18 protein-coding genes, 5 tRNA genes, 3 rRNA genes and 1 other RNA gene are annotated in these 26,028 nt (G+C 55.9%); 5 read left to right on the forward strand and 22 right to left on the reverse strand.

Annotated features, from left to right (window positions below; all coding sequences use genetic code 11):
* Positions 1 to 129: 129 nt before the first annotated feature.
* The 8 genes from nusG to ACMGF9_RS22420 form a co-directional block, all read right to left on the reverse strand.
* Complete coding sequence (gene nusG, locus ACMGF9_RS22385; RefSeq protein ID WP_004929914.1) at positions 130 to 675, reverse strand: transcription termination/antitermination protein NusG; 546 nt, start codon at positions 673 to 675, stop codon at positions 130 to 132.
* 1 nt (position 676) lies between these two features.
* Positions 677 to 1,060 carry a preprotein translocase subunit SecE gene (gene secE / locus ACMGF9_RS22390; protein WP_004929916.1) on the reverse strand — a complete coding sequence of 128 codons (384 nt, stop codon included), beginning with the start codon at positions 1,058 to 1,060 and terminating at the stop codon, positions 677 to 679.
* A 259-nt stretch (positions 1,061 to 1,319) separates the two neighbouring features.
* Positions 1,320 to 2,504 (reverse strand): elongation factor Tu, encoded by a 1,185-nt coding sequence (tuf, locus tag ACMGF9_RS22395; RefSeq protein ID WP_015376315.1) that lies wholly within the window; start codon positions 2,502 to 2,504, stop codon positions 1,320 to 1,322.
* A gap of 109 nt (positions 2,505 to 2,613) precedes the next feature.
* Positions 2,614 to 2,689, reverse strand: a tRNA-Thr gene (locus tag ACMGF9_RS22400).
* A 6-nt stretch (positions 2,690 to 2,695) separates the two neighbouring features.
* Positions 2,696 to 2,770, reverse strand: a tRNA-Gly gene (locus ACMGF9_RS22405).
* Between the two features lie 36 nt (positions 2,771 to 2,806).
* Positions 2,807 to 2,922: non-coding RNA, RtT sRNA (locus ACMGF9_RS22410), on the reverse strand.
* Between the two features lie 46 nt (positions 2,923 to 2,968).
* Positions 2,969 to 3,053 (reverse strand) — tRNA-Tyr (locus ACMGF9_RS22415).
* A 25-nt stretch (positions 3,054 to 3,078) separates the two neighbouring features.
* A tRNA-Thr gene (locus ACMGF9_RS22420) sits at positions 3,079 to 3,154 on the reverse strand.
* Positions 3,155 to 3,550: 396 nt separating this feature from the next.
* Between ACMGF9_RS22420 and ACMGF9_RS22425 the strand changes: the two genes are divergently transcribed.
* A complete protein-coding gene (locus ACMGF9_RS22425; RefSeq protein ID WP_004929422.1) occupies positions 3,551 to 4,099 on the forward strand; it encodes a GNAT family N-acetyltransferase in 549 nt (182 codons plus the stop codon).
* Positions 4,100 to 4,318: 219 nt separating this feature from the next.
* Positions 4,319 to 5,269 (forward strand): type I pantothenate kinase, encoded by a 951-nt coding sequence (gene coaA / locus ACMGF9_RS22430; RefSeq protein ID WP_025304936.1) that lies wholly within the window; start codon positions 4,319 to 4,321, stop codon positions 5,267 to 5,269.
* Positions 5,270 to 5,317: 48 nt separating this feature from the next.
* Here coaA and birA read toward each other — a convergent pair whose 3' ends face one another.
* From birA to ACMGF9_RS22485, 11 genes are all read right to left on the reverse strand, one after another.
* Positions 5,318 to 6,280, reverse strand: a complete 963-nt coding sequence (gene birA, locus ACMGF9_RS22435; RefSeq protein WP_004929427.1) for a bifunctional biotin--[acetyl-CoA-carboxylase] ligase/biotin operon repressor BirA — start codon at positions 6,278 to 6,280, stop codon at positions 5,318 to 5,320.
* Entirely contained in the window at positions 6,277 to 7,314 is a 1,038-nt protein-coding gene (gene murB, locus ACMGF9_RS22440; protein ID WP_004929433.1) for a UDP-N-acetylmuramate dehydrogenase, read from the reverse strand. The genes birA and murB overlap by 4 nt, the downstream gene beginning before the upstream one ends.
* Before the next feature lie 378 nt (positions 7,315 to 7,692).
* A 5S ribosomal RNA gene (gene rrf / locus ACMGF9_RS22445) occupies positions 7,693 to 7,808 on the reverse strand.
* Positions 7,809 to 7,906: 98 nt separating this feature from the next.
* Positions 7,907 to 10,814: ribosomal RNA gene (locus ACMGF9_RS22450) — 23S ribosomal RNA — on the reverse strand.
* 239 nt (positions 10,815 to 11,053) lie between these two features.
* Positions 11,054 to 11,129, reverse strand: a tRNA-Glu gene (locus tag ACMGF9_RS22455).
* An 88-nt stretch (positions 11,130 to 11,217) separates the two neighbouring features.
* Positions 11,218 to 12,759, reverse strand: a 16S ribosomal RNA gene (locus ACMGF9_RS22460).
* Together the 16S, 23S and 5S rRNA genes with 1 tRNA gene alongside form the textbook arrangement of a ribosomal RNA operon.
* Before the next feature lie 391 nt (positions 12,760 to 13,150).
* Positions 13,151 to 13,684: a menaquinone-dependent protoporphyrinogen IX dehydrogenase gene (gene hemG, locus ACMGF9_RS22465; RefSeq protein ID WP_031300082.1), complete on the reverse strand. Its 534-nt coding sequence runs from the start codon at positions 13,682 to 13,684 to the stop codon at positions 13,151 to 13,153.
* 21 nt (positions 13,685 to 13,705) lie between these two features.
* On the reverse strand, positions 13,706 to 15,157 hold the full coding sequence (gene trkH / locus ACMGF9_RS22470) for a Trk system potassium transporter TrkH (RefSeq protein WP_004934492.1): 1,452 nt from the start codon (positions 15,155 to 15,157) through the stop codon (positions 13,706 to 13,708).
* Between the two features lie 35 nt (positions 15,158 to 15,192).
* The gene (locus ACMGF9_RS22475; protein WP_004934489.1) at positions 15,193 to 15,807 is read right to left on the reverse strand and encodes an IMPACT family protein; all 615 of its coding nucleotides are present in this window, start codon (positions 15,805 to 15,807) and stop codon (positions 15,193 to 15,195) included.
* Positions 15,807 to 17,138: a Xaa-Pro dipeptidase gene (gene pepQ, locus ACMGF9_RS22480; RefSeq protein WP_004934485.1), complete on the reverse strand. Its 1,332-nt coding sequence runs from the start codon at positions 17,136 to 17,138 to the stop codon at positions 15,807 to 15,809. The genes ACMGF9_RS22475 and pepQ overlap by 1 nt, the downstream gene beginning before the upstream one ends.
* A 112-nt stretch (positions 17,139 to 17,250) precedes the next feature.
* A complete protein-coding gene (locus ACMGF9_RS22485) occupies positions 17,251 to 18,447 on the reverse strand; it encodes an MFS transporter (protein WP_076741128.1) in 1,197 nt (398 codons plus the stop codon).
* Between the two features lie 233 nt (positions 18,448 to 18,680).
* Between ACMGF9_RS22485 and fadB the strand changes: the two genes are divergently transcribed.
* Positions 18,681 to 20,870 (forward strand): fatty acid oxidation complex subunit alpha FadB, encoded by a 2,190-nt coding sequence (fadB, locus tag ACMGF9_RS22490; protein ID WP_015376310.1) that lies wholly within the window; start codon positions 18,681 to 18,683, stop codon positions 20,868 to 20,870.
* A gap of 10 nt (positions 20,871 to 20,880) precedes the next feature.
* Positions 20,881 to 22,044: an acetyl-CoA C-acyltransferase FadA gene (fadA, locus tag ACMGF9_RS22495; RefSeq protein WP_004934476.1), complete on the forward strand. Its 1,164-nt coding sequence runs from the start codon at positions 20,881 to 20,883 to the stop codon at positions 22,042 to 22,044.
* A gap of 172 nt (positions 22,045 to 22,216) precedes the next feature.
* On the opposite strand, the gene fre is transcribed toward fadA, so the two are convergent.
* The 3 genes from fre to pepE form a co-directional block, all read right to left on the reverse strand.
* Positions 22,217 to 22,918, reverse strand: coding sequence for an NAD(P)H-flavin reductase (fre, locus tag ACMGF9_RS22500; RefSeq protein ID WP_004934474.1), 702 nt, complete (start codon positions 22,916 to 22,918; stop codon positions 22,217 to 22,219).
* A gap of 50 nt (positions 22,919 to 22,968) precedes the next feature.
* Positions 22,969 to 24,489 (reverse strand): 4-hydroxy-3-polyprenylbenzoate decarboxylase, encoded by a 1,521-nt coding sequence (gene ubiD / locus ACMGF9_RS22505; protein WP_015376309.1) that lies wholly within the window; start codon positions 24,487 to 24,489, stop codon positions 22,969 to 22,971.
* A gap of 62 nt (positions 24,490 to 24,551) precedes the next feature.
* A complete protein-coding gene (pepE, locus tag ACMGF9_RS22510) occupies positions 24,552 to 25,277 on the reverse strand; it encodes a dipeptidase PepE (protein WP_033631520.1) in 726 nt (241 codons plus the stop codon).
* Between the two features lie 244 nt (positions 25,278 to 25,521).
* Here pepE and rfaH point away from each other — a divergent pair, with 244 nt between their 5' ends.
* Complete coding sequence (gene rfaH, locus ACMGF9_RS22515; protein WP_015376307.1) at positions 25,522 to 26,010, forward strand: transcription/translation regulatory transformer protein RfaH; 489 nt, start codon at positions 25,522 to 25,524, stop codon at positions 26,008 to 26,010.
* Positions 26,011 to 26,028: the final 18 nt, after the last annotated feature.

The raw sequence follows: 26,028 nt of genomic DNA on the forward strand, positions 1-26,028 counted from the left end.
GAGGCTCCCCGTGTTTAACCTCGCCGGACAGACATCAGGCAAGGCATCTAAAAACAAAAGGCGCGAAATTGTAGTTCAATTTCGCGCCTTTGACAAGCGGCAACGGACCGCTTATTGCTGATTATTCGATCAGCCTTTTTCAACCTGGCTGAAGTCCAGTTCCACCGGCGTTGCACGGCCGAAGATGGAAACGGAAACTTTCAGGCGGCTCTTCTCGTAATCGACTTCTTCGACCACGCCGTTGAAATCGGCAAACGGGCCGTCGTTGACGCGCACCAGCTCGCCCGGTTCGAACAGCGTTTTCGGACGCGGTTTGTCACCGACCTGCTGCAGGCGGTTCATGATCGCATCAACTTCTTTATCGCTGATCGGCGCAGGACGGTCAGACGTACCGCCGATGAACCCCATGACACGCGGTACGCTGCGCACCAGGTGCCAGCTGGCGTCATTCATCACCATCTGCACCAGCACATAGCCAGGGAAGAATTTACGCTCGCTCTTGCGACGCTGGCCACCACGGATTTCAACCACTTCTTCCGTAGGCACCATCACTTCGCCGAACAGCTCTTCCATATCGTGCAGTTTGATGTGTTCACGCAGCGATTGCGCTACGCGACCTTCAAAACCGGAAAACGCCTGAACGACGTACCAACGTTTTTTTGGAGCTTCAGACATTTTAGAACCTCAGGCCAGTAATAAACGACACCAGACGGACCAGAATACCATCCAGCCCCCACAGAATCAGTGACATCACGGCGGTTACCGCGGCAACGATCAACGTGGTGTGTAGCGTTTCCTGACGAGTTGGCCAAATCACTTTACGTACTTCGGTACGCGCTTCACGGGCAAACGCAACGGTGGCTTTGCCTTTGGTGGTCATCAGAGCCACTGCACCTGCAACGGCGATGATCAGCACAACTGCCAGCGCGCGCAATGGCAGGCTTAAATCACGGTAGTAATAGTTACCGACAATAGCCACAACCAACAGAACGGCGACGATCAGCCACTTTGCCGCTTCCAGGCCGCGTCCGCTCCCTTGAGCCTCGGTATTCGCACTCATAAACCAACCTGTCACAATGATGATTCAGAACAAACAACTTTGCCTCGCATTGCGAGGCAAACCAAACCGATCGGATACCGCGCGAGCGATATCCCGGTGTTTTACGCCATGACGTATTCAGTCAATACGGTTTAAGAGCCCATCTCACCAATGATTATGACTGCAAAATCGCTGATGAGATAGGTTCTAGTTCACAGCGTAGAAAAAGGGCATCAAATGATGCCCTTTTACCGCGTGTCGCGTCAAACTTTATCAGCGATTAAGCGATAACTTTAGCAACAACACCAGCGCCTACAGTACGGCCGCCTTCACGGATTGCGAAACGCAGACCGTCATCCATCGCGATTGGGTGAATCAGGGTTACAACCATGTTCACGTTGTCGCCTGGCATTACCATCTCTACGCCTTCTGGCAGTTCGATGGTACCGGTCACGTCAGTAGTACGGAAGTAGAACTGTGGACGGTAGCCTTTGAAGAATGGCGTGTGACGACCACCTTCATCTTTGCTCAGGATGTACACTTCAGATTCGAACTGGGTGTGCGGCTTGATGGAGCCTGGCTTAGCCAGTACCTGACCACGTTCGATTTCTTCACGTTTGATACCACGCAGCAGAACACCTACGTTCTCACCAGCACGGCCTTCGTCCAGCAGTTTGCGGAACATTTCAACGCCAGTACAGGTAGACTTAACGGTGTCTTTGATACCAACGATTTCAACTTCTTCGCCAACTTTGATGATACCGCGCTCAACACGACCGGTAACAACGGTACCACGACCGGAGATGGAGAATACGTCTTCGATTGGCAGCAGGAACGGCTTGTCGATTGCACGCTCTGGCTCTGGGATGTAGCTGTCCAGGGCTTCGGCCAGTTCGATGATTTTCGCTTCCCACTCAGCTTCGCCTTCCAGCGCTTTCAGCGCGGAACCGCGGATTACTGGCAGGTCGTCGCCTGGGAAGTCGTAAGCGGACAGCAGTTCGCGAACTTCCATTTCTACCAGTTCCAGCAGCTCTTCATCATCAACCATGTCGCATTTGTTCATGAATACGATGATGAAAGGAACGCCAACCTGACGACCCAGCAGGATGTGCTCACGAGTCTGAGGCATTGGGCCGTCAGTCGCAGCTACTACCAGGATCGCGCCGTCCATCTGAGCAGCACCGGTGATCATGTTTTTCACGTAGTCGGCGTGCCCTGGGCAGTCAACGTGCGCGTAGTGACGAGTCGGGGTGTCATACTCAACGTGGGAGGTGTTGATGGTGATACCACGAGCTTTTTCTTCTGGCGCGTTATCGATCTGGTCGAAAGCACGTGCAGAACCGCCGTAGGTTTTAGCCAGTACGGTAGTGATCGCTGCAGTCAGGGTAGTTTTACCGTGGTCAACGTGGCCGATAGTACCGACGTTAACGTGCGGTTTTGTACGTTCAAACTTTTCTTTAGACATCGATTGTCCCTCTAAGACACGGATAAATCGGTGGTATCACCACATCAACCAAGCATTTGCTCGTTGAATCCAGAACAGAAAGAAAATCAGGGGGCGAGAAATTAAGAAGTGGTGCTGATAGGCAGATTCGAACTGCCGACCTCACCCTTACCAAGGGTGCGCTCTACCAACTGAGCTATATCAGCACATCTTGGAGCGGGCAGTGGGAATCGAACCCACATCATCAGCTTGGAAGGCTGAGGTAATAGCCATTATACGATGCCCGCATCCTGGAACTCGGCTACCTGATTTTTCTGTAGAATTTTGGGATGGAGCAGGATTGTTCATCACTCGGCTCGCATCCTTCGGGCCGGCTGCGCCTTGCGCTGCACAGCTCGAACCTTGCCGAAGGCTTTCGCCCTCTCCTCCCGCCATCAACCGTTGCGGTATTTATCGCATCTCAGTTAATCGCCGAAGGCAAGATTTGGTGGTGGGGGAAGGATTCGAACCTTCGAAGTCTGTGACGGCAGATTTACAGTCTGCTCCCTTTGGCCGCTCGGGAACCCCACCAGATTTTAACTACTTGTGACTTGAATGGTGCCGGCTACCGGAATCGAACTGGTGACCTACTGATTACAAGTCAGTTGCTCTACCTACTGAGCTAAGCCGGCATCAAGTGCAGCGCATTCTAGGTAGAGCGGGCGACCTATGCAACAAAAAAATTGCTTTACGCGCACTTTCGCTCATAAATCAGTCAATTTTGCATACTGTCATGCAATTTGCAGCCTGCGGCGTGCAAACATTCATCACTCGCGGCAATCATTCTCTACAATTTTATCCACTTTTTGCAAGCCTTGAGCGCCGCTTTCTCCGTGTCGGGCTTCTCAAAACACTTAACCCGCGCTGGTAAACTGTGAGCGGGATCGATGCACCAAAAAGGGGATACCTGCCCCGGACTGCGGCGTGGGCTACACTGATCCCTCGCCCTTTTGCCGTTGCTATGCCTTTCGCCGCTGTGGCTCAGTTATTGCTTCTCTTCATTACCCCCATCCCAGGAGGAATGACCGATGAAAATAGTGCCTATCAACGCCGCTACGCTCCCAATTTACCGCGATGAATTGGCCCGCCTGTTGACCGATGCCGTCACGCACGGCGCTTCTGTCGGTTACGACACCTTAATTCCTCACGAAGACGCCGAGAGCTACTTCCACAGTCTGCGACCGGCCCTGGCCAAAGGTGAGCTGCTGCTGTGGATTGCCCGTGACGATCGCGGCGTCGTTGGCACCGTGCAACTCGAACTTTGCCAGAAGCCGAACGGCCGTAATCGTGCGGAGGTGGTAAAGCTGTTGGTGCATAGCCGTGCTCGCCGCAACGGCGTAGGTCAGGCTCTGATGAAGACGCTGGAGTACGCGGCACTGCAGCAGCAACGCGGGCTATTGTATCTGGATACGCAGGCCGGTTCGGCGGCAGAAGCGCTTTATCGCAGCCTGGGTTATCGCTGTTTGGGTGAGCTGCCGGATTATGCAGCGGGTCCCGATGGGCATTACCATCCGACCGTCATTTATTACAAACGTCTGTTCACCGTAAATCAGCCTTCGCGCGCCATCGCCAGTTAGTCTTCAGGCGGTATCCGGCTCTGATGATACCGCCTTGTAACCCCGCTTTATCAACTGCGCGCCGCTTCGCACAATTGACATAAACTGCTGCCTATCGACAACTTTTGCGAAAAAAGTCTACGCCAAAAACGAAGCTGTCTATAATATGCAGCTTGTTTATTCTCTGGAGTTGGCGTCCGGCGCCTTTCCCAACCTGCGTTAACAGGCAGAATTTGGCTTATGATAAAAAGAGATCAATCTTTAGCAACGCCTTACCTACAGTTCGATCGTACCCAATGGGCTGCGTTGCGAGATTCGGTGCCGCTGACGTTGTCGGAAGAAGAGATCGTTAAACTGAAAGGGATTAACGAAGATCTCTCGTTGGAAGAAGTTGCGCAGATTTATCTGCCGCTGTCACGGCTGTTGAACTTCTATATCAGTTCCAACCTGCGTAGGCAGGCGGTGCTCGAGCAATTCCTCGGCACCGACGGGCAAAAGATTCCCTATGTCATCGGCATCGCCGGCAGCGTAGCCGTAGGTAAGAGCACAACCGCACGTCTGTTGCAGGCGTTGTTGAGCCGTTGGCCAGAACACCGCAGCGTTGAGTTGATCACGACCGACGGCTTCTTGCACCCTAATAAGGTGCTGAACGAACGCGGCCTGATGAAGAAAAAAGGCTTCCCGCAGTCTTACGATATGCATAGCCTGGTGAAATTCGTGTCGGAAGTGAAATCCGGCGCCAAACGCGTCACCGCCCCGGTTTATTCCCATTTGATCTATGACGTTGTACCCGAAGGTAATAAAGTCATCGAGCAACCGGATATTCTGATCCTGGAAGGGCTTAACGTGTTGCAAAGCGGTATGGATTATCCTCACGATCCGCATCGCGTATTCGTTTCCGACTTTGTCGACTTCTCTATATATGTCGATGCGCCGGAAACGCTATTACAAAGCTGGTATATCAATCGTTTTCTGAAATTCCGTCAGGGCGCATTTTCCAATCCCGATTCTTATTTCCATAATTATTCAAAATTGCCGGAACCGGAGGCGATTAATATCGCCACGCAATTATGGAATGAAATTAACGGATTGAATTTGCAGCAGAATATACTGCCCACCCGTGAACGCGCCAGCCTGATAATGACCAAAAGCGCTAACCACGCCGTTGAAAGCGTGCGTTTAAGAAAGTAAGCCTACCGATCGATTCAGGGGACGTTACTGTCCCCTTGTCTTTTCTCACTATTCCGCGCTGCGCAGCGATATCTCGCCACCGATGAAGGGCTTGATCTCCCCGTCCTGTTCCAGCAGCAGTGCGCCCTGTGAATCGATTCCGCGGGCGATACCCACAATCTGCCGCTCGCCAATCAGCAGCTTGACCGGCCTGTCGATAAAGTTATCCAGGGTACGCCAGCGACCGATAAAGGGCGCGAGTCCGTCTATCTCAAACTGTTTCAATGACTGACGCAGTTCATTAAGCAAGGTTGCAGCCAGTTCATTGCGATCGATCTGAATTCCCGCTTCCTGTAGGTTAATCCATCCCTGAGTAATGGCGCTGGCATTGGTATCACGCATCGCCAGGTTGATGCCGGCGCCGATGACCAGTTGAGCCGCATCGCCGGTTTTTCCCGTCAGTTCGACCAGGATCCCCGCTAATTTACGATCGTTCAGATAAAGATCGTTAGGCCACTTCACGCGCACATCAGCCGCACCGAGGCGCTGCAAGACCTCCGCCATCACCATCCCGATCACCAGGCTAAGCCCCATAGCCGCTGCCGGCCCCTGCTCCAGTCGCCAGAACATCGACAGATATAAATTAGCGCCGAATGGCGAGATCCACTGCCGCCCGCGGCGCCCTCGTCCAGCCTGTTGGTATTCAGCGACGCAGGCATCACCAGAGTGCAATTCGTCGATGCGGTCCAGCAAGTATTGGTTGGTGGAATCGACCACCGGCAACACGCTTACACGCTTGTCTTCCAGCAGGCTGAGGATTCGCTTGGCTTCCAACAGCTGGATGGCGCCAGGCAGGCTATAGCCTTTTCCGGGCACGGTAAAGACATCCAGTCCCCATTCGCGAATGGTCTGAATATGCTTATTGATCGCCGCGCGACTCATGCCCAGTGACTCACCGAGGTGTTCACCGGAATGGAATTCGCCGTCAGCCAGCAGCGCGATCAGTTTTAACGGAACCTTGGTATCTTTCATGACAGTACCGCCACGGCATTCAGTTCACCGGTCGCGCCAATAAAACGCACCTCAGGTTCCAGCCACACGCCGAATTTATCAGCCACCGTCTTGCGTACGTGGCGCGCCAACGCCACCACATCCTGACTGTGGGCGTTGGCGATGTTCACCAGCACCAGCGCTTGTTGGCGGTGTACCGCAGCGCCACCGATACGATATCCTTTCAGTTCGCATTGATCGATAAGCCATCCGGCGGCCAGCTTCACCTGGCCATCCTGCTGTGGATAATGCGGCATACCGGGATATTGAGCGATGAGTTCTGCGGCTTTCTCTGCGTTCACCAGCGGATTCTTGAAGAAGCTGCCGGCATTGCCGGTTTCACGCGGATCGGGCAGCTTGCTGCGGCGCATGGCGCATACGGATTCAAATACCTGAAGTGGCGTCACCGTGGCAGGATCCAGCTTGGCCAGATCGCCGTAGCTCAATTTGGGTTGCCACTGTTTGTTGAGACGCAGACCCAGCCCAACAATGACATGTCCGGTCTGGAAACGGTGTTTGAAAATACTTTCCCGGTAGCCAAAACCACACTCGGCAGCCGGAATACGATCGATAGCGCCGGTAGAGAAGTCCAGCAGATCGACATACTCGCAGACGTCTTTCAATTCGACGCCGTAGGCGCCGATGTTCTGGATAGGGGCGGAACCGGCCAATCCAGGAATCAACGCCAGGTTTTCCAGACCGCAGATCCCGGCCTGTAGCGTATATTGCACCAGGTCATGCCAATTTTCACCGGAGCTGACGTGGAGATACCAGGCATCGTTATCTTCCCGAACATCAATACCCTTCAACTGATTGACCATTACTGTGCCAGAAAAATCCTCCAGGAACAGCACGTTGCTACCTTCACCGAGAATCAGCAACGGCTCCTGACGCTTGCGCGTTTGTTGCCACACCTTGAGCATCAGCTCAATTCTATCGGCCATGATCAGGTGCGCTGCGTTGACCGGGAGCGCAAACGTATTGTGGTTTTTTAAAGACGCGCTTTCAGTAGACATAACGTTCAGTACCTATACGGAAATAATCTTCCGCCTAGTCTACTCGATTCGAGGCGTCTGGCTAATATTTGTTTTAATTAACGTGAAATTTATCGACTAATACACTGAAGAATTAAGATTTATCTTTGATATAACCGGATAATTCTCATCAGTCTGTTCATAGATAGATATTTTTATTATTTAAATAATAATCTGGAACTATCAATTATATATTTAGTTGGCTATTTCCCTAGCAAAGAAACATTATGCTTCCTTATAAGGATAAGCTACATATGCCCAAAAAGGCATTTTTCAAAGTAATAGATACTGTCAGGATATTTATTTTACGCATAGCAAAAAGCCCTGAACGTCAGTTCAGGGCTTTCGGCTTTATTTGATGCCTGGCAGTGTCCTACTCTCGCATGGGGAGACCCCACACTACCATCGGCGCTACGGCGTTTCACTTCTGAGTTCGGCATGGGGTCAGGTGGGACCACCGCGCTATTGCCGCCAGGCAAATTCGTTTTATTCCAACCGCTTCACTCTCGTGTCGCCATCAGAACCAATCTCGGAACTTCGCTGAAAATCTCTCTAAAAACACCTTCGGTGTTGTAAGGTTAAGCCTCACGGATCATTAGTACTGGTTAGCTCAATGCATCGCTGCACTTACACACCCAGCCTATCAACGTCTTAGTCTTAAACGTTCCTTCAGGGGCCTTAAAGGCCCAGGGAAGACTCATCTTGAGGCAAGTTTCGCGCTTAGATGCTTTCAGCGCTTATCTTTTCCGCACTTAGCTACCGGGCAATGCCATTGGCATGACAACCCGAACACCAGTGGTGCGTTCACTCCGGTCCTCTCGTACTAGGAGCAACCCCTCTCAATCTTCCAACGCCCACGGCAGATAGGGACCGAACTGTCTCACGACGTTCTAAACCCAGCTCGCGTACCACTTTAAATGGCGAACAGCCATACCCTTGGGACCTACTTCAGCCCCAGGATGTGATGAGCCGACATCGAGGTGCCAAACACCGCCGTCGATATGAACTCTTGGGCGGTATCAGCCTGTTATCCCCGGAGTACCTTTTATCCGTTGAGCGATGGCCCTTCCATTCAGAACCACCGGATCACTAAGACCTACTTTCGTACCTGCTCGAGCCGTCACTCTCGCAGTCAAGCTAGCTTATGCCTTTGCACTAACCTCACGATGTCCGACCGTGATTAGCTAACCTTCGTGCTCCTCCGTTACTCTTTGGGAGGAGACCGCCCCAGTCAAACTACCCACCAGACACTGTCCTCACCCCGGATTACGGGGCCGAGTTAGAACATCAAACATTAAAGGGTGGTATTTCAAGGATGGCTCCACGCAGACTGGCGTCCACGCTTCAAAGCCTCCCACCTATCCTACACATCAAGGCTCAATGTTCAGTGTCAAGCTATAGTAAAGGTTCACGGGGTCTTTCCGTCTTGCCGCGGGTACACTGCATCTTCACAGCGAGTTCAATTTCACTGAGTCTCGGGTGGAGACAGCCTGGCCATCATTACGCCATTCGTGCAGGTCGGAACTTACCCGACAAGGAATTTCGCTACCTTAGGACCGTTATAGTTACGGCCGCCGTTTACTGGGGCTTCGATCAAGAGCTTCGCCTTGCGGCTGACCCCATCAATTAACCTTCCAGCACCGGGCAGGCGTCACACCGTATACGTCCACTTTCGTGTTTGCACAGTGCTGTGTTTTTATTAAACAGTTGCAGCCAGCTGGTATCTTCGACTGGCTTCAGCTCCATCCGCAAGGGACTTCACCTACATGCCAGCGTGCCTTCTCCCGAAGTTACGGCACCATTTTGCCTAGTTCCTTCACCCGAGTTCTCTCAAGCGCCTTGGTATTCTCTACCTGACCACCTGTGTCGGTTTGGGGTACGATTTAATGTTACCTGGAGCTTAGAGGATTTTCCTGGAAGCAGGGCATCAACTACTTCTGCACCGTAGTGCATCGTCATCACGCCTCAGGGTTAGTATGCAACCGGATTTACCAGGTCACACCCCCTACACGCTTAAACCGGGACAACCGTCGCCCGGCTAGCCTAGCCTTCTCCGTCCCCCCTTCGCAGTAACACCAAGTACAGGAATATTAACCTGTTTCCCATCGACTACGCTTTTCAGCCTCGCCTTAGGGGTCGACTCACCCTGCCCCGATTAACGTTGGACAGGAACCCTTGGTCTTCCGGCGAGCGGGCTTTTCACCCGCTTTATCGTTACTTATGTCAGCATTCGCACTTCTGATACCTCCAGCAACCCTCACAGGCCACCTTCAACGGCTTACAGAACGCTCCCCTACCCAACAACGCCTAAGCGTCGCTGCCGCAGCTTCGGTGCATGGTTTAGCCCCGTTACATCTTCCGCGCAGGCCGACTCGACCAGTGAGCTATTACGCTTTCTTTAAATGATGGCTGCTTCTAAGCCAACATCCTGGCTGTCTATGCCTTCCCACATCGTTTCCCACTTAACCATGACTTTGGGACCTTAGCTGGCGGTCTGGGTTGTTTCCCTCTTCACGACGGACGTTAGCACCCGCCGTGTGTCTCCCGTGATAACATTCTTCGGTATTCGGAGTTTGCATCGGTTTGGTAAGCCGGGATGGCCCCCTAGCCGAAACAGTGCTCTACCCCCGAAGATGAGTTCACGAGGCGCTACCTAAATAGCTTTCGGGGAGAACCAGCTATCTCCCGGTTTGATTGGCCTTTCACCCCCAGCCACAAGTCATCCGCTAATTTTTCAACATTAGTCGGTTCGGTCCTCCAGTTAGTGTTACCCAACCTTCAACCTGCCCATGGCTAGATCACCGGGTTTCGGGTCTATACCTTGCAACTAATCGCCCAGTTAAGACTCGGTTTCCCTACGGCTCCCCTATACGGTTAACCTTGCTACAAAATATAAGTCGCTGACCCATTATACAAAAGGTACGCAGTCACACCACGAAGGTGCTCCCACTGCTTGTACGTACACGGTTTCAGGTTCTATTTCACTCCCCTCGCCGGGGTTCTTTTCGCCTTTCCCTCACGGTACTGGTTCACTATCGGTCAGTCAGGAGTATTTAGCCTTGGAGGATGGTCCCCCCATATTCAGACAGGATGTCACGTGTCCCGCCCTACTCATCGAACTCACGACCTGTGCATTTTAGTGTACGGGGCTATCACCCTTTACTGCGCGACTTTCCAGACGCTTCCACTAACACACAAGCCGATTCAGGTTCTGGGCTCCTCCCCGTTCGCTCGCCGCTACTGGGGGAATCTCGGTTGATTTCTTTTCCTCGGGGTACTTAGATGTTTCAGTTCCCCCGGTTCGCCTCATGTCACTATGTATTCATGACATGATAGTGTGTCGAAACACACTGGGTTTCCCCATTCGGGTATCGCCGGTTATAACGGTTCATATCACCTTACCGACGCTTTTCGCAGATTAGCACGCCCTTCATCGCCTCTGACTGCCTAGGCATCCACCGTGTACGCTTAGTCACTTAACCTCACAACCCGAAGATGTTTCCATCGTTCGTGCTGCAAACATTTGAGAGACTCTATGACAGGTTACTCTTTATCCCAATACATCTACGGGGGGACAAATTTCAGCCGTCACGTTTCAATTTTCAGCTTGTTCCAGATTGTTAAAGAGCAATATCTTAAACATGACTCGGAAGTCATCTTTAAGATATGGTGTATCGTCAGATACTGAAGACCGCCGCTTTCACCGGGTGGGTCGGAAGCTTGGCGTCCCCTAGGGGATTCGAACCCCTGTTACCGCCGTGAAAGGGCGGTGTCCTAGGCCTCTAGACGAAGGGGACACGACACCGTACTTTTATGACGCTTTTGCTCGTTACTTTTTCATCAGACAATCTGTGTGAGCACGCCACGCGAACTAATATCTTTAGGTAAGGAGGTGATCCAACCGCAGGTTCCCCTACGGTTACCTTGTTACGACTTCACCCCAGTCATGAATCACAAAGTGGTAAGCGCCCTCCCGAAGGTTAAGCTACCTACTTCTTTTGCAACCCACTCCCATGGTGTGACGGGCGGTGTGTACAAGGCCCGGGAACGTATTCACCGTAGCATTCTGATCTACGATTACTAGCGATTCCGACTTCATGGAGTCGAGTTGCAGACTCCAATCCGGACTACGACGTACTTTATGAGGTCCGCTTGCTCTCGCGAGGTCGCTTCTCTTTGTATACGCCATTGTAGCACGTGTGTAGCCCTACTCGTAAGGGCCATGATGACTTGACGTCATCCCCACCTTCCTCCAGTTTATCACTGGCAGTCTCCTTTGAGTTCCCGGCCGAACCGCTGGCAACAAAGGATAAGGGTTGCGCTCGTTGCGGGACTTAACCCAACATTTCACAACACGAGCTGACGACAGCCATGCAGCACCTGTCTCAGAGTTCCCGAAGGCACCAATCCATCTCTGGAAAGTTCTCTGGATGTCAAGAGTAGGTAAGGTTCTTCGCGTTGCATCGAATTAAACCACATGCTCCACCGCTTGTGCGGGCCCCCGTCAATTCATTTGAGTTTTAACCTTGCGGCCGTACTCCCCAGGCGGTCGATTTAACGCGTTAGCTCCGGAAGCCACGCCTCAAGGGCACAACCTCCAAATCGACATCGTTTACAGCGTGGACTACCAGGGTATCTAATCCTGTTTGCTCCCCACGCTTTCGCACCTGAGCGTCAGTCTTCGTCCAGGGGGCCGCCTTCGCCACCGGTATTCCTCCAGATCTCTACGCATTTCACCGCTACACCTGGAATTCTACCCCCCTCTACGAGACTCTAGCTTGCCAGTTTCAAATGCAGTTCCCAGGTTGAGCCCGGGGATTTCACATCTGACTTAACAAACCGCCTGCGTGCGCTTTACGCCCAGTAATTCCGATTAACGCTTGCACCCTCCGTATTACCGCGGCTGCTGGCACGGAGTTAGCCGGTGCTTCTTCTGCGAGTAACGTCAATTGATGAGCGTATTAAGCTCACCACCTTCCTCCTCGCTGAAAGTGCTTTACAACCCGAAGGCCTTCTTCACACACGCGGCATGGCTGCATCAGGCTTGCGCCCATTGTGCAATATTCCCCACTGCTGCCTCCCGTAGGAGTCTGGACCGTGTCTCAGTTCCAGTGTGGCTGGTCATCCTCTCAGACCAGCTAGGGATCGTCGCCTAGGTGAGCCATTACCCCACCTACTAGCTAATCCCATCTGGGCACATCTGATGGCAAGAGGCCCGAAGGTCCCCCTCTTTGGTCTTGCGACGTTATGCGGTATTAGCTACCGTTTCCAGTAGTTATCCCCCTCCATCAGGCAGTTTCCCAGACATTACTCACCCGTCCGCCGCTCGTCACCCAGGGAGCAAGCTCCCTTGTGCTACCGCTCGACTTGCATGTGTTAAGCCTGCCGCCAGCGTTCAATCTGAGCCATGATCAAACTCTTCAATTAAAAGCTTGATTTGCTTCCACTCGAGAAGCGATGCTCAAAGATTTACTGCATGAATTTTACTTCAGTTAGTCACTCTTCAAGACTTGATATTTTTTTGCATCCGAAGATGCTGGATATCGTCTTGTGGAGTGCCCACACAGATTGTCTGATAAATTGTTAAAGAGCAGTGCCGAGAAACTCATCGGCGCGGGCTGCGTATACTACGCTTTTCGCCCGGAGAGTCAAGCGTTTATTTCGCCTTCTTCTCGCTGACCCGGCGGCTTGTCAGTCGTTGTTCCCGGTCAGTGGAGGCGCATTATAGGGAGTTCTCGGCAGGCCGCAACCCCTAATTGCAAAAAACTTTTCAAGCGCGGATTTTTTCGGCAAAACGCTGGCCAAACCCGCGTTTTTGTCACTTTTCGTACTGGATCTGGCTAAATTCCTGGGCGAAACGATCGACCTGCTGCCAATCTGTGTACTCCACTTCCTTACTGGTATCCGTTTCACCGCCCGTCATACGCATAATAAATTGAATCATGATGCGGTCGAACCAGCGATAGCGCGGATACCGCAATGCGCCGGCAAACACCGCACACTGTTTTGGCTGCCACGGCGAGGCCAGCAGGAACTTGCGGGTATAAGCGTTGGTTTGCGGCGAGCGCTTTTCCGGTTTACGAGCGGTCAGGTTCACGGCGAAGAAGGCGCTCGGCATCCTATTCAGCTGTTCGGCATGGCGCTTAACGAATTTATCCAGTACCGGATTAAAGTGCCCGTAACGGATAGAAGCACCGATCATCACCTGCTGGTACTGACTAAGGTCGACCTGTTCCGCCTGCAGCAGATCAATCACCTCACAACGCAGCGTGTCCTGCAACTTGCTTGCTATATAAGAAGCGATAGCACGTGTTTGCCCGTCACGGCTCAAATAAAGTATCAATGCCTTCATGGCGTACTCCTTATATCAGGCTCACTCACGCCAAAAAGTTGGCGTGAACAGCACCAGCAATGTAAACACTTCCAGGCGCCCGAACAGCATCGTCACCACCAGGATCCACTTGGCCGCCGCCGGCATCGTGGTGAAGTTATCTGCCACCACGCCCAGGCCGGGGCCAAGGTTATTGAGTGTTGCCGTCACTGCGGCGAACGCGGAAAAATCGTCAACGCCGGTGGCAATGATCGCCAGCATGCTGACGATAAACACCAGCGCATAGGCGGAGAAGAATCCCCACACCGCTTCCAGAATACGTTCCGGCAGTGCGCGATTGCCCAATTTGATGGTATAGACCGCGTTGGGGTGCACCAGCCTTTTCAACTCTCGCGAGCCCTGCAGGTACAGAAGCAGAATACGGATCACCTTCAGGCCGCCTCCGGTCGAGCCAGCGCAGCCGCCGATGAACGCCGAGCACAGCAACAACATCGGCAGGAACAGCGGCCACTTGGCGATGCTGTCGGTCGTAAAACCGGCCGTGGTCGCCATCGATACCACCTGGAAGAACGCCTGATTGAGCGTTTCCATACCGCTCTTATAGACGCCATGTCCCCAGAGCACCAACGTGCATACCACCACCAGCGTCAACTGAACGAAGATGAACATGCGGAATTCAGGATCGCGCCCGTACACCTTCAGACTACGGCCGCTTAGCAAAGCGAAGTGCAGGCCGTAGTTACAGCCGGAAATCAGCAGGAACACGGCGATGATGGTGTTGATAGTCGGACTGGCGTAATAACCGATACTGGCGTCGTGGGTAGAAAACCCGCCAATGGCGATGGTCGAGAAACTGTGGCCGATGGCGTCGAACACCGACATCCCGGCCCCCCAGAGCGCCAGCGCACAGGCGACGGTCAGCAACACATAGATTAGCCACAGGGTTTTGGCTGTTTCGGCGATGCGTGGACGCATCTTGTTATCTTTCAGCGGCCCGGGCATTTCCGCTCGATACAGCTGCATGCCGCCGACGCCAAGTATCGGCAGTATCGCCACCGCCAACACGATGATCCCCATCCCGCCCATCCATTGCAGCATTTGGCGATAGAACAGGATGGCCTTCGGCAACGAGTCCAGCCCCACCAGCGTCGTTGCGCCAGTAGTCGTCAATCCCGAGAAGGATTCAAAGAAGGCGTCGGTCAGCGACAAGTTGGGCCGTTCCGAAAACAGGAACGGCAATGCCCCCACGCTGCCCAGCACGGTCCAGAACAGCACGACAATCAGGAAGCCTTCACGCGGCTTCAGCTCGTGTTTCTGTTTGCGGTTCGGCCACCACAGCATCAGACCGATGGTCAGCGCCACGAAGAAGGTTTGGCTGAACGCGCGCCCCGCCCCATCGCGGTAAATCAATGCCACCAGGCCGGGAATAAACATCGTCCCGGAGAACAGGATGACCAGCAGACCAACGATACGGGTTATGGCGCGAAAATGCATTTCAGCACGATCCTTAGCAATTCAATTGGGAGGAATTATTGCGAAATGGGGGTTAATTGCAAATTACCGCGACTGAGATCACGCAATTTATTCCCAAACAGTTCGACCTCGGTGGCCGGCAACGCCAGATGCAGCACGACGGCGGCGCCGTATTCGCCCTGCAGGATCCGACCTGCGGTTTGCTGCAGCAAGTTCTCCACCAACGCCAACTGCGCATAGTCGCACTGCAAGATATATTCGGCTTCCGGCACCTTTTGTGCCAACGCCAACTGCTTCAACGCCTGTTGAACACCGTTGCCATAGGCTTTCACCAGCCCGCCGGTGCCCAGCTTGACGCCGCCATAGTAACGCACGACCACGGCGGTCACTTCACCGATGCCGCTCCCCATCAGCTGCGCGAGGATCGGTTTGCCGGCGGTGCCCGACGGCTCTCCGTCGTCTGAGAACCCCAGTTGCTGCGAGTCATCGGGGCTGCCGGCGACGAAAGCCCAACAATGGTGTCGCGCCGCCGGATGCTCATCCCGCACCTGCTGAATAAACGCCTTTGCCGCTTCTACCCCGCTGGTCGGCGCCAGCAGGGTGATAAAACGGCTCTTCTTTATTTCTTCGGTAAAGCAGGTGGCTTCCGCCGGTATCGGGTAAGGCCGCATCAGGCCAGGTTCAGATCGCGCGTCATGTTCTCGATGCGCTTTTCGTGGATCACGATGTTGTCTTCGATACGGATGCCGCCATACGGCTTCAGCGCATCGATACGATCCCAGGCGAAGTGCTGCTTGAATTCACCGCTGCGCCACGGTGCCAACAGAGACTCGATGAAGTACAGACCTGGCTCGATGGTCAACACCATGCCCGGCTGCAACACGCGGGTGCAACGCAGGAATGGATACTTGGACGGCGCCGGCAGATGGGTGCCTTGCTCGTCCTGCATAAAGCCGGCGGCGTCGTGCACCTGAAGGCCCAGCGGATGGCCCAGCCCGTGCGGCAGGAACGGCGTGGTAATACCCGTTTCAACCATCGCCTCTTCGCTGAGGCCGTTCACCAACTTGTGATTCTTGAGCAGCTTGGCGATGCGCTGATGCATTTGCACATGGTAGTCGGTATAGCGCACGCCGGGCTTGATGGTGTCGATCAGCGCCAGCTGTTCACCATTGAGATCTTTCACCAAGTGGGCGAACTCGCTGCCGCTTTGCGCCGCGTAGGTGCGGGTCAGATCGGCGGCATAGCCGTTATATTCCGCGCCGGCGTCGATAAGGAAACTCAGGGGTTCGGCCGGCGGCTGATGATCCAGCTTGGTGTAGTGCAGTACCGAAGCGTGTTCGTTCAGCGCTACGATGTTGTCGTAAGGCACGTCGGTATCGCGGTGGCCTGTCGCCGTCAGGTAGGCCAGGTTGATGTCGAACTCGCTCATACCGGAGAGGAACGCCTCATGCGCCGCACGATGGCCGGTTACCGCCGTCTTCTGCGCTTCGCGCATGCAGGCCAGCTCGTAGCCGGTTTTGATAGAACGGTGGAAATCCAGGTAGTTCAACACCGCTTTCGGGTTGATGTTTTCAGAAGAAATGCCGAGATCGCGTGCGCGCTGTTGCGCATAACCGATATAGCCCACGCGCTCGCGCTGCGGCGGAAGCTGCTGGGCGATGGCGTCGGCGTTGGCCAACGGCATCAATTCAAGGGATTTGGTCCAGAAACTGTCCGGCAGCGGCTCTACGCTGTGCCAGTAGTCGACCGGGGAGTAGAACCACAGCTTCGGCTTATTGACACCGTCGATCCACAACCAGCAGTTCGGCACCGACGTCACCGGCACCCAGGCTTTGAAATGCGCGTTCACTTTGAACGGATAGCTATGGTCGTCCAAAAATACCTTTTGCAGCTCACCGGAGTGAATCAGCAGCGCATCCAACTTGTTGCGCTCCAGCACTTCGCGCGCGCGTTTTTGCAGCTCTGCCAGGTGGTCGTTATACAAAGAAGCCAGCGTTTCCATCACAGTACCCTTATGCCTTAGCACGAAAGAAGTCATCTTAACACAGCGCTCCGGCGCACCAACCTCATCGCGTTGGGCATGCGGAGCAGCTCGCAATTCCCTGCAAATGCCGTTACATCCGCAGCTTAACCATTAACCAGCCGCCCAAACCGAGCAGCGCTATCGCCAGCGCCCACAGGCCATGGTGTTCCAACAACACCGCGCCAGCCGCGGCGACGCCCGCCAGACACTGCTGCAGAAAGCCACACAGCGCCATCGCATAGGCGCCGTACTCTTTGGCATCGCTGACGGCCATCGCCATGCTGTTGGGAAACAGCACCGCCTGGCCAAAAATGGTCAGGCAATACAGCGCGATGAACAGCGCCATACCGGAAAGGCCGGCCAGAATGCCGCTCCACCACAACAGCAGGATCGCCGCCGTCGCCAGAGCCACGATACCGCTGCCGGTTTGCATCAGTTTTTTCCCGCCGACACGCGCCACCGTGCGGTTCACTGTCAGCGCCCCGCTGAAGTAGGCGACGCCGATCACCAGCCCCAGGGCACCGAACGCCGTGACGTTGAGACCAAAACCCTGCTGCATGACGAACGGACTCACCTCCTGCAATGTCACCGTGGTGGCGAAGCCCAATCCGCCGACGCAGGCCGGCCAGAAGAACCCCGGCCGCCGCAGGATGGCAAAGTAGGTTGCCGCCATCGCCGGGCGCACGCCCCCTGCCCGTCCCGCCTCCAGCGGCAGCGTCGCCATCAGCGCCAGAATGATCAAACCGGTGGCGCCCATCAGGACGAAGCCCATCTGCCAGTGCGAATATTGGCTGAGCAGGCCGCCGATAAACTGCCCCCCGCCCAGCGCGGTGATGAAAGCGATGGAGAGCACCGACAGACGGCGCGCCAGCTCATCACCGCTCCAGTTATCCCGCACGATGATACGCGCAATGATCGCCGCACCACCGGCACCCACACCTTGCAGCGCACGCAGCGCCAGTAATTGGGTACCGTTGCTGCACAGCGCCAACAGTCCGCTGCAGCCAATGAAAAGCAGCAGGGAAAGCGTCAGCGGCGCTCGGCGGCCAAAGCGATCGGCAGCCGCGCCCCAGAACAGCACCGGTAAGGCAGCGCCGATGACGAAGATCGAAATGGACAGCTCGGTGGCGCGCCGGCTCATCGCCAGCTCGCGCATCACCGTCGGCAGCGAAGGCAGATACACGGTCGTCGCCATCTGCGCCATAAACACCAACAGACACGCCAGCGTCATGGTTCTGGCGGGAATGCTCCATAAGCCGCTGCGTTTGACACAAACCGCCTTAGTCATGCCTAACCTCGTCTGAATGATAAATCGCTGCAGGCAAGTGTATGAGGGCCGACAACCACCAGCAAATGCCGATAGCACATAAAATATAACTCCGTTTTAAATCAAAACACTAACTTGGTGAGATGTGATCAGACCAGCAAATATGCAATCTCTCATTTGCATATTTTTAACATAAAAACCACACTCCTCTTCATCTGGTCATACCAGATCATACGCTGATTCAGGAGATAGACATGCTCTACCAAGGCGAAACATTACAACTGCACTGGCTCGATAACGGCATTGCCGAGCTGGTGTTCAACGCATCAGGCTCGGTCAACAAGCTGGACACCCGCACCGTCGCCAGCCTGGGCGAGGCGCTCACCGTGCTGGAAAACCAGCCTGAGCTCAAGGGGCTGCTGCTGCGCTCCACCAAAGCCGCATTTATCGTCGGCGCCGATATCACCGAATTCCTTTCTCTGTTTGCCGCACCGGCTGAAAAGCTGCACGAGTGGCTGGTATTCGCCAACAACGTCTTTAACCGGCTGGAAGATTTGCCGGTACCGACCATTTCGGCCATTAACGGCTATGCGCTCGGCGGCGGTTGCGAATGCATTCTGGCGACCGATTTCCGCGTCGCCTCGCCGGACGCGCGCATCGGCCTGCCGGAAACCAAATTGGGCATCATGCCGGGCTTCGGCGGTTCCGTCCGTCTGCCACGCCTGCTGGGTAACGACAGCGCGCTGGAAATCATCGCCGCCGGCAAAGACGTCAGCGCCAAAGACGCGTTGAAAGTCGGCCTGGTCGATGCGGTAGTGGCGCCGGAAAAACTGGCCGAAGCGGCGCTCAACATGCTGCAACAGGCGATCGACGGCAAGCTGGACTGGCGCGCCGCGCGTCAACCTAAGCTGGAGCCGCTGAAACTCAGCCCGATTGAAGCGGCGATGAGCTTCACCACCGCCAAAGGCATGGTACTGCAGACCGCCGGTAAACATTACCCGGCGCCGATGACCGCGGTGAAGACCATTGAAGCCGCCGCCAAGCTGGGCCGCGATGAAGCGCTGAAACTGGAAACCGCCAGCTTCGTGCCGTTGGCCCGCTCCAACGAAGCGCGCGCGCTGGTCGGCATCTTCCTTAACGATCAGTTCGTGAAGGGCCAGGCGAAAAAGCTGGCCAAGAATGTGGATGCGCCAAAACAGGCGGCGGTGCTGGGCGCCGGCATCATGGGCGGCGGTATCGCTTACCAATCGGCGCTGAAAGGCGTACCGGTGATCATGAAGGACATCAGCGACAAGTCGCTGACGCTGGGCATGAGAGAAGCGGCCAAGCTGCTCAACAAGCAGCTGGAGCGCGGCAAGCTGGATGGCCTGAAAATGGCGCAGGTGCTGTCGACCATTCAGCCGACGCTGGACTATGCCGGCATCGAGCGCGCGCAGGTGATCGTTGAGGCGGTCGTCGAGAATCCGAAAGTCAAAGCCGCCGTGCTGTCGGAAGTGGAAGGCCTGATCGGTGAAGACACCGTTCTGGCGTCGAACACCTCGACCATTCCGATTAATCACCTGGCAAAATCGCTGAAGCGCCCGCAAAACTTCTGCGGCATGCACTTCTTTAACCCGGTGCACCGCATGCCGCTGGTTGAAATCATCCGCGGCGAACAGACCAGCGATGACACCATCGCCAAAGTGGTGGCCTACGCCAGCCGCATGGGCAAAACGCCGATCGTGGTGAACGATTGCCCGGGCTTCTTCGTCAACCGCGTGCTGTTCCCGTACTTCGCCGGCTTCAGCCTGCTGCTGCGCGACGGCGCCGACTTCCGTCAAATCGATAAAGTGATGGAAAAACAGTTCGGCTGGCCGATGGGCCCGGCCTACCTGCTCGACGTCGTGGGCATCGACACCGCGCACCACGCGCAGGCCGTGATGGCCGCCGGTTTCCCGGATCGCATGAGCAAAGACTACCGCGACGCCATTGACGTGATGTTCGACAACCAGCGCTTCGGTCAGAAAAATCAACTGGGCTTCTACCGCTACAGCCAGGACAGCAAAGGCAAACCGCGCAAGGACAACGATGAGCAGACCGATGCGCTGCTGGCCGAAGTGAGCCAACCGCGCCAGACCATCAGCGACGAAGAAATCATCGCGCGCATGATGATCCCGATGATCAACGAAGTGGTGCGTTGCCTGGAAGAAAATATCGTCGCCAGCCCGGCCGAAGCCGATATGGCGTTGGTCTACGGCATCGGTTTCCCTCCGTTCCACGGCGGCGCGTTCCGCTACCTGGATACGCTCGGCACCGCCAACTACGTTGAGCTGGCCCAGCGTTACGCACACCTCGGCGCCCTGTACCAGGTGCCGGCCGGTCTGCGCGCCAAGGCCGAACGCAATGAAAGCTACTACCCGGTGGCGACACCGCTGTCCGACGTCGCTACCCGCCAACCGGCATGAGGTCATAAAGATGGAAAACGTAGTTATTGTTGATGCCGTACGCACGCCGATGGGCCGCTCCAAGGGCGGCGCATTCCGCCAGGTACGCGCCGAAGATCTCTCCGCTCACCTGATGCGTGAAGTGCTGAGCCGCAATCCGGCGCTGGACGCCGCCGAGATTGATGACATTTACTGGGGCTGCGTGCAGCAGACGCTGGAACAAGGCTTCAACATCGCCCGCAACGCCGCGCTGCTGGCCGAGATCCCGCACCGCGTGCCGGCGGTGACCGTCAACCGCCTGTGCGGCTCTTCGATGCAGGCGCTGCACGACGCGGCACGCGCCATCATGGTGGGCGACGCGCACATCAGCCTGATCGGCGGCGTGGAACACATGGGCCATGTGCCGATGAATCACGGCGTGGATTTCCATCCGGGCCTGAGCCGCAGCGTGGCCAAGGCCGCCGGGATGATGGGGCTGACCGCCGAAATGCTGGCCAAGATGCACAACATCAGTCGCCAGATGCAGGATGAATTTGCCGCCCGCTCCCACCAGCGCGCGCATGCAGCAACGCTGGCCGGTTACTTTAAAAACGAGATCATACCGACCAACGGCCACGACGCCGACGGCGTGCTGACCCGTTACGATTTCGATGAAGTCATTCGCCCGGAGACCACCGTCGAAAGCCTGTCGGCCCTGCGCCCGGCGTTCGATCCGGTCAACGGCACCGTCACCGCCGGCAGCTCCTCCGCCCTGTCGGACGGTGCTTCCGCCATGCTGCTGATGAGCGAATCGCGCGCCAAAGCGCTCGGTTTGAAGGCCCGCGCCCGCATCCGCTCGATGGCGGTCGTCGGCTGCGATCCGTCCATCATGGGCTACGGCCCGGTGCCGGCCAGCAAGCTGGCGCTGAAACGCGCCGGTCTGAGCGTGCAGGACATCGATCTGTTCGAGCTGAACGAAGCGTTCGCCGCCCAGTCGCTGCCGTGCATCAAGGATCTGGGGCTGATGGACAGCATCGACGACAAGATTAACCTGAACGGCGGCGCCATCGCGCTCGGCCACCCGCTGGGGTGTTCCGGCTCCCGCATCTCGACCACCCTGTTGAACAACATGGAACGTCGCGACGCGCAGTTCGGCCTGGCGACCATGTGCATCGGCCTGGGCCAGGGTATCGCCACCGTGTTTGAACGCGTTTAGCTGTGTCTATCTTGGGATGACCGCGTCACCACTTCAAATCGCGGCATCCCGCCAAGTTTAGTTGCCGTTCTTCCCGCCTGTCAGGGGCGGGTTTTTTATGCCTGAAATTTGCCGACGCCCAAATAAAAACGGGGCGACCCTCGGCCACCCCGTTCACTGCGCATCGCCTGTGTCAGATAAACGAAAACGCGTCGCCAAACATATGCGCTTCCAGCGCGCCGCGCTCGGCGCAGAAACGCTCGCGGGCGATTTTCGCCATCTCGAAACGCCCGGCGATGTAAATGTCATGCTCCGCCAGCGTGCCGAAATCCTGCAGCACCGCGCTAAGCACGGTGCCGCTGCGGCCACGCCATTCAGCCTCCGGCTGCTCGACCACTGGGATCACCTTCAGATTCGGATGCTGCAACGACAGCGCTTCCAGCTCGCTCAAATCGTACAGGTGCTTCAGCTCACGCCCGCCCCAGTAGATTGAAATGTCGCGATCCGGCTGCTGCTCCAGCGCGGTCAACAGGATTGAACGCGCGTAAGAGAAACCGGTGCCGCCGGCGATCAGCACCAACGGACGGCTGCCCTCTTCCCGCAGCCAGGCGTCGCCATGCGGCACGTCAACGGTGATCGCCTGCTCTTTCAGGATGCGATCCATCACCGCCATGGCGTACAGATTCAGCTCCGAAGCGCCGATATGCAGCTCGATGTAATCTTGCTGCGTCGGGGTTGATGCCAGTGAGAACGGGCGCTTGTCGCGCTCATCCATCACCACCATCAGATATTGCCCTGCCTTGAAAGAAAACGGCTGTTCGGGCACCAGACGTACCCGATAAACCGTATCGGTAATGGCCTCTACCGAGGTCACTTTACAGCTCAATATTGTCATGCGTTCCCTCTGTCGGGTCATCAATGCAAAGCTGAGAACAGGGCCTGACGCTATAACGTCGGTTCCCTGTCACTGAAGATTGCGAGCTCATCCCAGATTTCGTCGACGCGCGCACGTACCTTTTCATCCATCTGAATCGGACGGCCCCATTCGCGATCGGTTTCACCCGGCCATTTATTGGTGGCGTCCAGCCCCATCTTCGAACCCAGGCCGGAAACCGGCGAGGCGAAGTCCAGATAGTCGATCGGCGTATTCTCCACCAGAACAGTATCCCTTGCCGGATCCATTCGTGTGGTGATCGCCCAAATCACGTCGTTCCAGTCGCGCGCATTGACGTCATCGTCACAGACGATAACAAATTTGGTGTACATAAACTGCCGCAGGAACGACCAGACGCCCATCATCACGCGTTTCGCGTGGCCGGCGTACTGTTTTTTCATGGTCACTACCGCCAGACGGTACGAGCACCCTTCCGGCGGCAGATAGAAATCGACGATTTCCGGGAACTGCTTTTGCAGGATCGGCACGAACACTTCATTCAGCGCCACGCCCAGGATCGCCGGCTCATCCGGCGGCCGGCCGGTGTAGGTCGAGTGGTAGATCGCGTTGCGGCGCTGGGTGATGTGGGTGACGGTGAACACCGGGAACTGGTCGATTTCATTGTAGTAACCGGTGTGGTCGCCGTAGGGGCCTTCCGGCGCCATTTCACCCGGCTCGATATAGCCTTCAAGCACGATTTCGGCGCTGGCGGGCACTTCCAGATCGTTGGAAAGGCACTTGACCACTTCGGTTTTATTGCCGCGCAGCAGCCCGGCAAAGGCGTATTCAGACAGGGTATCCGGCACCGGCGTGACCGCACCGAGGATGGTAGCGGGATCGGCACCCAGCGCCACCGCGACCGGGAAACGCTCGCCCGGGTGCGCCTGGCACCACTCCTGATAATCCAGCGCGCCACCGCGATGCGACAGCCAGCGCATGATCACTTTATTCTTGCCCAGCACCTGCTGGCGATAGATGCCGAGGTTTTGCCGTTCCTTATGCGGGCCGCGGGTCACCGTCAGCCCCCAGGTGATCAGCGGCGCAGCGTCTTCCGGCCAGCAGTGCATCACCGGAATACGGCTGAGATCGACATCGTCACCCTGCCATACCTGCTCCTGACAAGGCGCGGATCCCAGCACCTTGGTCGGCATGTTCAGCACCTGCTTGAACTTTGGCATTTTGTCGAACAGATCGCGGAAGCCTTTCGGCGGCTCCGGTTCTTTGAGGAACGCCAGCAGTTTGCCGACTTCGCGCAGCGCGCTGATGTCTTCCTGCCCCATGCCCATCGCCACGCGATTGGCGGTGCCGAACAGGTTACAGAGCACCGGCATGTCATACCCTTTCGGGTTTTCAAACAGCAGTGCCGGACCGCCCGCTCGCAGGGTGCGATCGGCAATCTCCGTCATTTCCAGGTAAGGATCGATCGGCTGGCTGATGCGTTTTAGTTCCCCTCTCTTCTCCAGCAACGAGAGGAAATCGCGTAAGTCACGGTATTTCATGCTGATCATTATAACGGCCAGTGGGGAGGGCATTATAAGCCCTCTTCACGGTTGTTGCTGCAATTTTGTTAACGCCGCCCGCCGCCGGGTGGCCCTCAGCCGCAGTTGAACGGCACCAGCGCAGCCAGCGCGCGCGTATCCTGATATTCACGCGTCTCCTCACCGTGGCGGAACACCTTGAAGCCCTGCCCGTTAGCGCTGAAGTAACGCAGCGCATTGCCTTCAACGTGCAGCAGGCTACCTTCACGCAGCGCCACCACCGACTCGCTTGGATTGACCGCGCAGAACTCCGCCAGGCGCTCGTCACGGGTTTCGCCCATGTGGCCGCTGATATGTGCGTCGATGTAGTGCGGGTTGATCTGCACCGGGAACAGCCCCAGCGCCGGCAGCACCACGCTGCAGCGCACCGGCATGTCATTGGTGGTGCGAATGCTCGGCGTGGCCACGTTGCAACCGGCGCTCCAGCCGACGTAAGGCACTTCACGCTCGCGCACCGCGCGCTGGATGGGCACGATCAGGCCTTGTTCGTGCAGCATTTGGTTCAGCAACCAGGTATTGCCGCCGCTGACCAAAATGCACTCCGCCTGCGCGATCGCCGCCGCCGGCGAAGCGGCGTGGTGGATGCTGGTGACTTCGATGCCCAGCGTTTGCGCCAGTTCCTGCGCACGCTGGTCGTAGTCGTAACGGATCAGGGCGTAAGGGATAAAGACGGCGGATTTGATGCCGCGACGCGCAATCATCGCCAGCAGTTGGCTTTTGGCGTACCCCAGCAGCTCGGCTTCGCCAGACAGCTTGCCGTTGCTCAACAGAAACAGCTCCATTTCTTTCCCTCTCGGTCAAAACGATGAATAGCGTCACAGCCGGCGGCGCAGCGCCTGCCATACTGTGACGGTAACAAATTTTTAGCCCTCTGTTATACCAGCACCGTATCGATAAGTGTGTGACCCCTCGCTAATAGCCGCAGATTCATAGAGATAGGTGATGTTACACACTGAAACTTGCATCACTATGTATCCGGAATAGCTTTTGATATGCTTACCGGCTGGCAGAAAGGCATGTGAAATTATGGAATCCTGGTATCTACTTTATTGCAAACGCGGTCAGCTGTTGCGGGCGCAGGAACATCTGGAGCGGCAGCAGGTAAACTGCCTCAGCCCGATCATCACGCTGGAAAAGATCGTGCGTGGTAAGCGTATCGCGGTCAGCGAACCCCTGTTTCCCAACTATCTGTTTGTGGAGTTCGATCCGGAGCGCATTCACACCACCACCATCAGCGCCACCCGTGGCGTCAGCCACTTCGTGCGTTTCGGCACGTTGCCGAGCGTCATCCCGAGCAAGGTGATCGATGAGCTGCGCACGCACGCCAGCGAAACCTATGTCGATCCGGAAACCCCACAGCCAGGGGATACCGTTCTGATCGTCGACGGCGTGTTCGAAGGGCTGCAGGCGATCTACACCGAACCGGACGGCGAGGCGCGTTCCATGTTGTTGCTGAACCTGATCAACAAGCAGGTCAGTCAAAGCATCGACAACCGACAGTTCCAGAAGATGTAATGCAAAAGGCGCCCTCAG

The organism is Serratia sp. BNK-23 (assembly GCF_047456145.1).
Taxonomy (GTDB): domain Bacteria; phylum Pseudomonadota; class Gammaproteobacteria; order Enterobacterales; family Enterobacteriaceae; genus Serratia; species Serratia nematodiphila.

Coding starts and splice junctions, on each gene's coding strand:
- trkH (WP_004934492.1), bottom strand. CDS start 15,157: ATGCATTTTCGCGCCATAACCCGTATCGTTGGTCTGCTGGTCATCCTG.
- rfaH (WP_015376307.1), top strand. CDS start 25,522: ATGGAATCCTGGTATCTACTTTATTGCAAACGCGGTCAGCTGTTGCGG.
- birA (WP_004929427.1), bottom strand. CDS start 6,280: ATGAAAGATACCAAGGTTCCGTTAAAACTGATCGCGCTGCTGGCTGAC.
- ubiD (WP_015376309.1), bottom strand. CDS start 24,489: ATGCCCTCCCCACTGGCCGTTATAATGATCAGCATGAAATACCGTGAC.
- fre (WP_004934474.1), bottom strand. CDS start 22,918: ATGACAATATTGAGCTGTAAAGTGACCTCGGTAGAGGCCATTACCGAT.
- pepQ (WP_004934485.1), bottom strand. CDS start 17,138: ATGGAAACGCTGGCTTCTTTGTATAACGACCACCTGGCAGAGCTGCAA.
- pepE (WP_033631520.1), bottom strand. CDS start 25,277: ATGGAGCTGTTTCTGTTGAGCAACGGCAAGCTGTCTGGCGAAGCCGAG.
- fadB (WP_015376310.1), top strand. CDS start 18,681: ATGCTCTACCAAGGCGAAACATTACAACTGCACTGGCTCGATAACGGC.
- hemG (WP_031300082.1), bottom strand. CDS start 13,684: ATGAAGGCATTGATACTTTATTTGAGCCGTGACGGGCAAACACGTGCT.
- nusG (WP_004929914.1), bottom strand. CDS start 675: ATGTCTGAAGCTCCAAAAAAACGTTGGTACGTCGTTCAGGCGTTTTCC.
- ACMGF9_RS22475 (WP_004934489.1), bottom strand. CDS start 15,807: ATGCGGCCTTACCCGATACCGGCGGAAGCCACCTGCTTTACCGAAGAA.
- tuf (WP_015376315.1), bottom strand. CDS start 2,504: ATGTCTAAAGAAAAGTTTGAACGTACAAAACCGCACGTTAACGTCGGT.
- murB (WP_004929433.1), bottom strand. CDS start 7,314: ATGTCTACTGAAAGCGCGTCTTTAAAAAACCACAATACGTTTGCGCTC.
- ACMGF9_RS22425 (WP_004929422.1), top strand. CDS start 3,551: ATGAAAATAGTGCCTATCAACGCCGCTACGCTCCCAATTTACCGCGAT.
- secE (WP_004929916.1), bottom strand. CDS start 1,060: ATGAGTGCGAATACCGAGGCTCAAGGGAGCGGACGCGGCCTGGAAGCG.
- fadA (WP_004934476.1), top strand. CDS start 20,881: ATGGAAAACGTAGTTATTGTTGATGCCGTACGCACGCCGATGGGCCGC.
- ACMGF9_RS22485 (WP_076741128.1), bottom strand. CDS start 18,447: ATGACTAAGGCGGTTTGTGTCAAACGCAGCGGCTTATGGAGCATTCCC.
- coaA (WP_025304936.1), top strand. CDS start 4,319: ATGATAAAAAGAGATCAATCTTTAGCAACGCCTTACCTACAGTTCGAT.